Raw genomic sequence first — 10,977 nt, 5'->3', positions numbered from 1 at the left:
TACAATTTCCATATGGCTATCGAGTCGGTGCAAGTTTTTTCTAATCAGCACCTTAATGGTTCGATAGCTTTCTTGTCTATTCCGTCAACTAAAAATTGTCCGGAGTATTGTTATATCACAGCCTTATCTCACTAAAGTTATCTTATTTCGAGTGGTGTTAATTCTTTGAGTACGGTAAACCGTATTTACTCGTTAGTTCCCAAAGATTAATTTAATTGTTAAGTTTAGTTACATAAATAAATGCTGCAAACGTTACTAAACAGGAGAAATTATGAGAAACGGTAGTATTTTTGACAATCAAGGCAAACTGAACAACTTTGCGTCATTAATAGCGCACCCTTTCGGGAAAGCAAGCTACACAAAGCATCACAGTCAATTGTAGAGTTGTAAAATTTGCTTAGATTGGGCGAATATAGCACCATTTTTGACCAGTCTTTAATTAATTTTCTCAAAGCGTTAAAGAAGATGAGTAAGTAGAGGGAGAAGAACTAATGTCTATTCTCTATTTCTCATTTCTCATTCTCCATTTAGTTTTCATTTTAAGGTTTGGTAATATCTATGGGAATTAAAGAACAGCCTAAGTCAACTCGGTTTCGGATCATTGCGAATATATTGCTAGGAGTATCAGGGCTATTTCTGCTCTTGAATTTATTTTTGCCTGGTTTATTTACTTCTGGCCCTACTGGTGTTCCCTACAGCCTATTTATTCATCAAGTACAGGAAGGAGAAGTCAGCCGCGTTTCCGTTGGTCAAAATGAGATCATTTACCAACTAAAAACAGAAAATGCCGAGCCTGCTCAGGTATTTGCCACTACACCAATCTTTGATTTAGAGTTACCCAAACTGCTAGAACAAAAGGGAGTTGAGTTCGCTGCTACACCTCCACCGAAAAATACCTGGTTTACAACCGTCTTGAGTTGGGTGATTCCACCACTGATTTTTATTGGGATTTGGCAGTTCTTTCTCGCTCGTGGTGGTGGGGGTGGTGGCCCCCAAGGCGCTCTTTCCATTGGTAAAAGCAAAGCTAAGGTTTATGTTGAAGGCGAATCAGCGAAAATCACCTTTGCAGATGTGGCTGGGGTCGAAGAAGCGAAAACTGAGTTAGTGGAAATCGTGGATTTCCTCAAGACTCCAGGGCGCTTTACGCAAATTGGCGCTAGAATTCCCAAGGGTGTGTTGTTGGTTGGCCCTCCTGGTACTGGTAAGACACTTTTAGCAAAAGCCGTAGCAGGAGAAGCAGGAGTTCCATTTTTCAGCATCTCTGGCTCCGAGTTTGTGGAACTGTTTGTTGGTGTGGGTTCTTCCAGAGTACGGGATTTGTTTGAGCAGGCTAAAAAACAGGCTCCCTGTATTATATTCATTGATGAATTGGATGCGATCGGTAAATCTCGTAGCAGTAATGGCTTTTACGGTGGCAATGATGAGCGAGAACAAACCCTCAACCAATTACTAACTGAGATGGATGGGTTTGCAGCTGGCGATGCAACGGTAATCGTCCTAGCAGCGACCAACCGTCCCGAAATACTAGACCCAGCATTGCTGCGTCCAGGCCGCTTTGACCGCCAAGTGTTGGTAGACCGTCCTGATTTATCTGATCGAGAAGCAATTCTCAAGATTCACGCTCAAAAGGTCAAATTAGGAGAAGATGTAAATTTAAAAGCGATCGCTACTCGTACCCCTGGTTTTGCTGGCGCAGATTTGGCAAATTTGGTAAACGAAGCCGCATTATTAGCAGCGCGTAATCTGCGTGAAAGGGTTGCTCAAGAAGACTTTGCCGAAGCAATTGAGCGGGTAGTCGCTGGTTTAGAGAAGAAGAGTCGGGTAATGAACGAGACTGAGAAAAAGATTGTTGCATACCATGAAGTTGGTCACGCAATGGTCGGGGCACTCACAACCGGAAACGGTCGGGTAGAAAAGATTTCGATTATTCCTCGTGGGATGGCAGCTTTGGGCTACACTCTGCAATTACCAACTGAAGACCGATTTTTGATGAATGAAGCAGAATTGCGGGGTCAAATTGCGACTCTGTTAGGTGGACGTTCGGCTGAAGAGGTTGTGTTTAACAGTATTACCACAGGTGCTTCCAACGATTTGCAACGAGCAACTGACTTGGCAGAACGGATGGTAACAGCTTATGGTATGAGCAAAGTACTAGGCCCACTGGCTTATCAACAAGGACAACAAGCAGCATTCTTGGGTAATGGTGGTGCTAATCCCCGACGGGCGGTGAGTGAAGAAACGTCGAAAGCTATCGATAGCGAAGTCAAGGAAATCGTAGAAACAGCCCACGAACAAGCCCTAGAGATTCTCAGACAGAATCGAGACTTGCTAGAAGCGATAGCGACTCAACTCTTAGAAACAGAGGTCATTGAAGGGGAAAAACTGCACAGTTTGTTGAGTCAAGTGAAACCCGTAGCTAATTCGTAATGACGCTCTCTACGTTCGCGCAGCGTGTCGCAGACAGACGCTGCGCGTAGCTTGCTTCTCTGTAAGGGTACGCGGACTCGCTACCGCTACGCTAACGTAATTCGTAATTCATAGATAGGGATGCAGAGGATAACTTTGCGTCCCTACCCTGCGGGAAGGCGAAGTGCCTATGCGTTAAACCTCTGCGTTCGTCTGCGTTTCAGAAATACCACTTCCTGCAATGCAAACACCAGCTAGGAAGAATGCCAATGCACCCCCAACTGCACCAACAAAAGGTGTTATCCCTTGTGGTTGAGGAAATATAATACCAAATAAACTCATCGCTAAAGCAAAGCCACCAAAATACGTCCCAATTCCTAATCCCGCCCATTGCTGGGGTACTAGCCCTAAAGCAAAAGGAATTGCCCCGTTGACAATTAAACTAAAACCAGCAACGATTAACACAATTATCGGAATTTGTGCGCCCACAGATATCATTATCAATAGCGAGGGAATGATTGCACAGATCCCACAAAGCATTGCTTGACGATTACCAATTTTGACGGCGAAAATTCCTGCTGGTATGCTGGCAATTGCGATCGCTATTCCAATCCACACCATAAGCACATCAATATTATCAGTATTTAGTTGTGTTTTTAGTACTTTGCCCAAGACATCCATGAGAAATCGGATACCCCACGCGACACCGAAACCAGTTACTAAAATCAAAGCCAATTTCTCTAAGGGCAACTTTACCGTTTCTGCCTGATGTTTATCCACTGGTGCTTCTGGAGGATTGACTAACCGCAATACAGCCGCCGCCCCCAACATTACAAAAGAACCAATTGCAAACGTATAAACTGGCCCTAAACTCAGAATAAACTTGTAACTTATCGGTCTAAAAGCCCCAATCACACCGCCTGTTAAAGTGACAACACTTACTGCTAAAGGTAATTGCACTGGTGTCGCATACATCCCCAATAGGCACATAGCTGGAGAGCGAAATATTGTCATTGCCAATGCCCACGCTACCAATACTATAGGTAAGAGCGATGCCTGCGGCGGGCTATGCCTACGCATCACAATATTAGGCGGGATGAAAGTTACAACACATGGTATCGCAATGAACAAAGCCGAGGCGAGAATCATACCTACTGAGATGAAGGGAAACCGAGTTCCTACCCAGCGCCTAGCTTGATCTGAAAGTCCGCCCATCAATGGTTCCAGCACCGCACCCAAGACATTTTCGACTATTACCAAGCCAACTGCCAGTGAGGCAGGAAAACCAAACTGAGTCAAAAGTTGCGGCAAATAGATATTATAAATTAACCAGGTGAGGGTAATTGCTCCCTGCACTCCTGCCAACACCCAAACTTGTACCCACAAAATATTGAGATGAGATTTTGAAGTAGTCATAAGGAGATGGGAAATAGGGCATTGGGCATTGGGGAGGCAGTGCGTAGCCTCTCCCTTTGGGAGAAGGGGAGACGCTAAAAGCGATGGGGTCTCCCCAAGTGGAGCAACTGCCGTCATTGGACATTGGTTATTTTCTCCTCTGCCCCTCTGCCCCTCATCCCCTCATCCACTCTTTAAGGAAAGCAGTGCCTTTTTAATACTCTGGAACAGAAGGATCGACTTCTCGACTCCAAGCGGTAATTCCGCCTTTAACATTCGTTCCAGCTATCCCGGCTTCTTTAAGTATGGCGAGGGCTTTTGCCGATCGCCCGCCCATCTTACAATGAGCAATTAAGCGATGACCATTCAATATTTCCTTCACTTTCGCAATGCCATTACCATTTTCAATGTCTGGTAAAGGCACTAACACTGAACCCGGAATCTTGGCAATGTCGTACTCATTCGGGTTGCGGACATCCAGCAGTACAAAATCTTTCGCACCGCTATCCAGCAATTCCTTCAAATCCTTGACGGTTATTTCTTGACTTTCCAACTGCTGTTTTGCCTCCTCTGCCTGAGCTTGTGGAATTCCACAGAACTCTTCGTAGTCTATCAGTTTTTCAATCACTGGGCGAATTGGGTTAGGACGCAGTTTCAACTCCCGGAATTTCATATCTAAGGCGTTGTATAGCAGCAATCGTCCACTGAGAGTGTTACCTTCTCCCAGAATGATTTTAACAGTTTCCGTTGCCTGAATCAAACCAATAATTCCGGGCAAAATTCCCAATACGCCACCTTCTGCACAAGAGGGAACCATTCCTGGTGGTGGTGGTTCTGGGAAAAGGTCGCGATAATTTGGCCCACCTTCGTAGTTAAATACAGTAGCTTGCCCTTCAAACCGTAAAATTGAACCGTAGACGTTGGGCTTATTCAGCAATACGCAAGCGTCGTTAACTAGATATCTGGTGGGGAAGTTATCAGTACCATCAACTACGATATCGTAAGGTTGAATAAGCTCCAAGGCGTTTTCGGAAGTTAGACGAGTTTCGTATAAATCAACCTGACAATAGGGGTTAATCTCGTGAATCCGGTTTTTTGCCGATTCAATCTTAGGTTTACCCACCCAGGATGTACCGTGGATAACTTGGCGTTGCAGATTAGAAGTATCGACAATATCAAAATCGACAATCCCGATGCGTCCAACACCCGCCGCCGCCAAATATAAAAGTAGTGGTGAACCGAGTCCACCTGTACCGATACACAGTACACTGGAAGCTTTTAGGCGTTTCTGTCCTTCTAGTCCTACTTCCGGTAAAATTATGTGGCGGGAATAGCGTTCGTAATCGTCTTTGGTCAACTGGATTTCGTCCAGATTGGGATTTAGCATAGTAGTTATGATGTGGGAGAGCGGAATATTTATCCTATCGAAAAACTGTATCTTATATAGAGATAGGGAGTATGGAAGACGAATTTTTATCAGTTGTAGCGGCGAAAACCGCTATAAATGACTGCTTTTAAACTAAGTCGTTAAATTATATTTTCAATTTCCTCTGCTTGAAACTGATGATGATTGTCAAGGCTCCAGCTTTTGAGTTCTCCAGCTTTGCTGTTTTGAACGGATACTATTATATACGAGTATCCTTGCCAAGCATATAGGCGATCGCATTCTGAAGGGATAGCAGGATGATCTGGGTGAGAGTGAAAAATGCCGATAATGTTCAGTGATCGATCGCGTGCTTGCTTTTGTGTTTTTAGCATAACTTCAGGTGCGATCGCATATTGCCGTCTTTTACTTTCTGTTGTCCGTTCCCCTAGAAACTCAGATGCCGCTTCTGTATTCCAAGCATTCTCTGTTGGTATGACTTCTACCACAGTTTTGCCCTCATTAGCCAGGCCTAAAATTATACCACAGCACTCATCTGGGTAAGTGCTTTCGGCATGAGTGCGGATGATTTGCAAGTGTTCTTGGCTCAGTCGGATCATGTCTGCGTTGGTAATTTGGCAATATTGAGCGATTCTTGCTCAGATCGAAGCATTGCGATCGCTCTTAATCATAGTTTAGATGTAACCCTACTTAGCGATCGCAGTCTTCAAAAAGAAAAATATGTATTTTTTATCACTTCTTCAAACATTTACCTAATCTGTTCTGCTTTCTTATTGTCTAGAAACTATAGCAATCCTATCTGATTTACAAAAATCGTCAGGCTGATATCCTCCACTTCTCTAATAAATCGGGTATCTCATTAGACATCTGGTGAAAAAGAATTGTTTTGACGTAGCATTGCTACATCTCTACAAGGGTTATGGGTAACGCATATTTAATTTCTGGAGATGTCTATTGTTTACAAATGATTTAGGATTGCTATAGAAAAATATAAAGAATAGACAAAGTTCAGTATTTGTGTATACATTTATCGGCAAATAATGTAAAGAGTATGCAAAGACAGTTATTTCAGTATAGATATCTAAGTAAGATATTGACTATAAGCTAGTAGTCTATCAAGAACTAATTGACGGATCAATTACCTGTAGAGACGGCGACTTCTCGCGTCTATCTAACCGTCAAAATGAATTTGATAGACCGCTAGGCCCCACAGAGAATAGCCCATAAGGAGGATATAAAAATCTCTTTCTCGATTAACAATAAACTGTTGACTATTTTCTCTTCTAGTAGGACTTAGGCGCTGGCAAAAAAATCAAACGCGAAGGCTGATTTTTCGGGCATTCAAGCTACGTTTTTCGATGATTTTTCAGTAATGTCTACTTAACAAGTGATGCTTAAAAAAGCCTGAGAACAACGATTATCGTGAATGCACACACTCATAAATTTGTACAGTGCTTAAGACTTAGATAGTTTGAAGATAGTTAGGCAAGTAATAGATACAAGCCTTTTGATCGGGTGAATTTTTGAGAAATTTGCGATCGGGTTGACGTAGAAAGTATGCCGAACACGTCAAATTTTGGTGAGTTATTTTTGCCCGAAAGCAGCAGCACAAGCAGCTTGTTGAGAACTGAAGTTACTGAAAAAATCTATTCAGCTAGGTAAAAGTTATGGCAAATATCATTGGAACCAACGGTAATGATACCCTCGATGGCAGCACTGACGCGGATACGATTAACGGTAAATTAGGCAATGATGTCATATTTAGTAACGGCGGCAATGACACTTTGACTGGTGGAGGCGGTAACGATAAATTTACTTACGCTGGCTACTACGATTTCAATAATAATACCAGTGTTATCACGGATTTTAATGGCGTAGGTAAAGGGACAAACCCGACAACAGAAGTCATTGCCGAAGCGGATACCCTAACATTTGTAAGCGATGGCTTAAGTGCCCAAAATCTACTGCTGACTCAGAATGGTAACAATCTGGAAATCAGCTTTGAAGGGGATGCTTATGAAACAAGATTTTTTGGCCCCAAAGTCATCCTGCAAAACTTTGCCCTGGAAAATCTGGATAATCTCAGCAAATCTACAGGAGCCACTGTAGACTTGGGCAATATTCTGTTTAATGGGCAAACTAGCATTACCGACAGCTTTGATGTCTTCAATGCCAACTCCACCCAAAGCACTGTCTTCAAAAAGAACACAGTCACTTTTCTGAACGACCTAAACAATAATGTTAGTGGCTTTAACGATTCAGATGATGTAATTAATGGTCAGGCAGGTGATGATATCATTGATGGCAAGAGTGGCAATGACCTTTTGAGAGGTGGTGCAGGCAATGATTTCCTCCTTGGTGGTGAGGGCAATGATACTCTTGTTGGTGGTACGGGCAATGACTTACCCACAGCTAATGACTACCTTGTTGGTGGGGCAGGTAACGATTACTTGAATGTTGAATTTTCAACAGGCAATAATACCCTCAACGGTGGCATTGGTGACGATGTTTTGGATGCTGGGGCAACATCCGGCAATAACTTACTCTCTGGGGGCGATGGCAATGATTTTCTTAACGCCTCTAACGTTTATAGTAGTGTCAGTGGATATATCTATTACCCCTCCTCAAGCAATAATACTCTCGATGGTGGCGCTGGTGATGACACCTTGAATGCTGAGTCTCCATCAGGCAATAACTTACTCTCTGGGGGAGATGGCAATGATTCTCTCTCCACCTCTGGCGTTTATACTTATAGATCGGAGCCTAATTTTAACTCATCGGGCAATAATACCCTCGATGGTGGCGCTGGTGACGATACCTTGAATGCTGGCATTTCAACAGGCAATAACTTGCTCTCTGGGGGAGATGGCAATGATTCTCTTGACATCTCTGGCTATATCACCCCCTTCGACAATTTTTTAACCTCCTCAGGCAATAACACCCTCAATGGTGGCGCTGGTGACGATACATTGCGTGCTGAGTATTCAACAGGCAATAATTTCTTCTCTGGGGGCGATGGCAATGATTCTTTCTATTTAAAGACGACATCCCCAGAGAGTGCCCCCTCTGATTTAGTGACTCAAAAGGTAGATGGGGGTGAAGGTGATGATTTGTTGTCTGTAGATTACACCTTAGCTACAGAAGGCATTACAACGATATTCGATGCTACTACTAACATTGGAGAAGTTACAGCGGGTACTTATCGGGTTAGCTACAAGAATATCGAAGGATTAAATATCTCAGGTACAGCCTACGACGACAAAATTGTGGGGAGCAATGGCAACGATACACTCTCTACGGGCTATGGTGGCAATGATACGATCGATGGAGGTCAGGGTGACGACGTGTTGTCCGTCTACTACAGCAATTCTCCAGCAGGAATTACAACGATATTCGATGCTACTACTAACATTGGAGAAGTTACGGCGGGCACTTATAAGGTTAGCTACAAGAATATCGAACGATTAAATATCTCAGGTACAGCCTACGACGACAAAATTGTGGGGAACAGTGGAAACGATACACTCTCTGCGGGCTATGGTGGCAATGATACGATCGATGGAGGTCAGGGTGACGATGTGTTGTCTGTCGATTACAACAGTGTTTCTGGGGGGATTACAACGACATTCAATGCCTCTACTAACATTGGAGCAATTACGGTAGGCACGAATCGGGTTAGCTACAAAAATATCGAGCGATTAAATATCTCAGGTACATATCTCGACGACAACATTGTTGGTAACAGTGGAAATGATACGCTCTTTGGGGGCTATGGTGGAAATGATACGATTATTGGCGGTGTCGGTAATGATATCCTGACAGGTGGGAATGGTAACGACACTCTAACTGGTGGCGCGGGGAATGATAAATTTGTTTACAACTTATCAGCCAGTAACTTTGACACCGGCATTGATATTATCACTGATTTCGGTGGCATTGGTAAAGGCTCAAATCTCTCAGCGAGCGTGATTGCCTCTTTAGATACCTTACAATTTATCGGTAGCTTCACTGCTCAAAATCTGCAATTAACTCAAAATGGTAACAACTTAGAAATCACCTTTGAAAATGTCCCTAATAGCAAAGTCATTCTCCAAAACTTCAAATTAGAAAACCTGGATAATCTGCCAGCAACTTCTTCACAACCAGCTATTGGCAATATCCTGTTTGATGGACAAACCAGCATCACCGACAGTTTTGATGTGTTTGATGCTAATTCCACTCAAACTAGCCTGTTCAACAAGAACACTGTTACCTTCCTCAATGATATCGACAACAACATCATGGGTTTTGACAACTCCAATGATGTCATCAATGGTCAAGGGGGCGACGACACCATCGACGGCAAAAGTGGTAATGACCTTTTGAGAGGTGGTGCGGGAAATGATACTCTCATTGGTGGTGAGGGAAATGATACCCTTGATGGCGGTGTGGGAAATAATACCCTTGACGGTGGTAGTGGTGACGATCGCTTGAATGCTAGCAGTTCAACAGGCAATAATACCCTCAATGGAGGAGCTGGTAACGATAGTTTCAAAGCTGATAGTTCAACAGGCGATAACCTGCTCTTTGGGGGCGATGGCAATGATTCTCTTGATATCTCTGGCAGCTACAGCAATAATTTCGGCTACTCTTCTGACTCTCGCTCATTAGGCAATAACACCTTAGAAGGAGGTGTAGGTAACGACACCTTAAGTGCTAGCGGTTCAAAAGGCGATAATCTGCTTTCTGGGGGCGATGGCGATGATTTTCTTGATATCTCTGGCGGCTACATCACGGATTACGAACAGAACTTTGACTTTCGCTCATCAGGCAATAACACCCTAGAAGGAGGTGCAGGTAACGATACCTTAAGTGCTCGTGGTTCAACAGGCGATAACCTGCTCTCTGGGGGTGATGGCAATGACTCTCTTGACATTTCTGGCAACTACTTATACGATTCCCCCTACGTTTACTCCGACTCTCGCCCGTCTGGTAATAATACCCTAGAAGGAGGCGCTGGTGACGATAGCTTGAGCGTTAGCGATTCAACAGGCGATAATCTCCTCTCTGGGGGCGATGGCAATGATTCCTTCAATCTAATCACTAATTCCGTAGATACTGACCTGTCTGATTTAGTGATTCAAACAGTAGATGGGGGTAATGGTAATGATTCGTTGTTCGCCATTTACAACTTTACTGCTGGGGGAATTACTTCAACATTCAATGCTACTACTAACACTGGCTCAATTACAGTGGGCATTTATCGGGTTAACTATAACAATATCGAACAATTAAATATCTCAGGTACGGCCTATGATGACTTGATTGTTGGGAGCAATGGCAATGATACCCTTACAGGTGGAAATGGTAATGATAGCCTCTATGGAGGGGATGGGACTGATACCTTTAGTTTCTATAATTACAATGGGGGTGTTGATACTATCGATGACTTTAACGCTGCTAATGAACTGATTCAGGTATCGTCTGCTAGTTTTGGTGGTGGTTTATTACCAGGTTCAGTCTTGGCTAGTCAGTTTGTCATCGGAACATCTGCAACAACAAGCAATCAACGATTTATCTATAACAACACTACAGGTGGACTCTTCTTTGACCAAGATGGCAGTGCGTCTGGGTTTACTCAGGTAAAATTTGCACAACTATCGGCTGGATTGTCACTAACCGAAAACAATTTTGTGGTTGTTTAATCGTAATTAGCGTTCCGTAACTCTAGGTATGGAATAGGAGGGGTACTTAAAATCAATACTTCGGACAAAATTAAGCAGCAATAACGCCATAAGAGCGTAGGTTTTGAT

The 10,977-nt window shown here is 43.4% G+C and carries 5 protein-coding genes; 2 read left to right on the top strand and 3 right to left on the bottom strand.

Features of this window, described 5'->3' with window-relative positions:
• The first annotated feature begins 558 nt into the window (after window positions 1–558).
• Window positions 559–2,427: an ATP-dependent zinc metalloprotease FtsH4 gene (gene ftsH4 / locus HWQ39_RS14240; protein WP_292845796.1), complete on the top strand. Its 1,869-nt coding sequence runs from the start codon at window positions 559–561 to the stop codon at window positions 2,425–2,427.
• Window positions 2,428–2,601: 174 nt separating this feature from the next.
• Here ftsH4 and HWQ39_RS14235 read toward each other — a convergent pair whose 3' ends face one another.
• The 3 genes from HWQ39_RS14235 to HWQ39_RS14225 all read right to left on the bottom strand — a co-directional run bounded on the left by HWQ39_RS14235 (window position 2,602) and on the right by HWQ39_RS14225 (window position 5,784).
• Window positions 2,602–3,822, bottom strand: a complete 1,221-nt coding sequence (locus HWQ39_RS14235) for an MFS transporter (protein ID WP_292845793.1) — start codon at window positions 3,820–3,822, stop codon at window positions 2,602–2,604.
• A gap of 193 nt (window positions 3,823–4,015) precedes the next feature.
• Window positions 4,016–5,188 (bottom strand): molybdopterin-synthase adenylyltransferase MoeB, encoded by a 1,173-nt coding sequence (gene moeB, locus HWQ39_RS14230; protein WP_292845791.1) that lies wholly within the window; start codon window positions 5,186–5,188, stop codon window positions 4,016–4,018.
• 140 nt (window positions 5,189–5,328) lie between these two features.
• Window positions 5,329–5,784, bottom strand: a complete 456-nt coding sequence (locus HWQ39_RS14225; protein WP_292845789.1) for a M67 family metallopeptidase — start codon at window positions 5,782–5,784, stop codon at window positions 5,329–5,331.
• A 1,068-nt stretch (window positions 5,785–6,852) separates the two neighbouring features.
• Here HWQ39_RS14225 and HWQ39_RS14220 point away from each other — a divergent pair.
• Window positions 6,853–10,869 carry a calcium-binding protein gene (locus HWQ39_RS14220; protein ID WP_292845787.1) on the top strand — a complete coding sequence of 1,339 codons (4,017 nt, stop codon included), beginning with the start codon at window positions 6,853–6,855 and terminating at the stop codon, window positions 10,867–10,869.
• Window positions 10,870–10,977: the final 108 nt, after the last annotated feature.

Source organism: Nostoc sp. NMS8, assembly GCF_017115045.1.
GTDB lineage: Bacteria > Cyanobacteriota > Cyanobacteriia > Cyanobacteriales > Nostocaceae > Nostoc.
The sequence above is the reverse complement of the archived record's forward strand: the minus strand, read 5'-3'. Positions and strand labels throughout refer to the sequence as shown.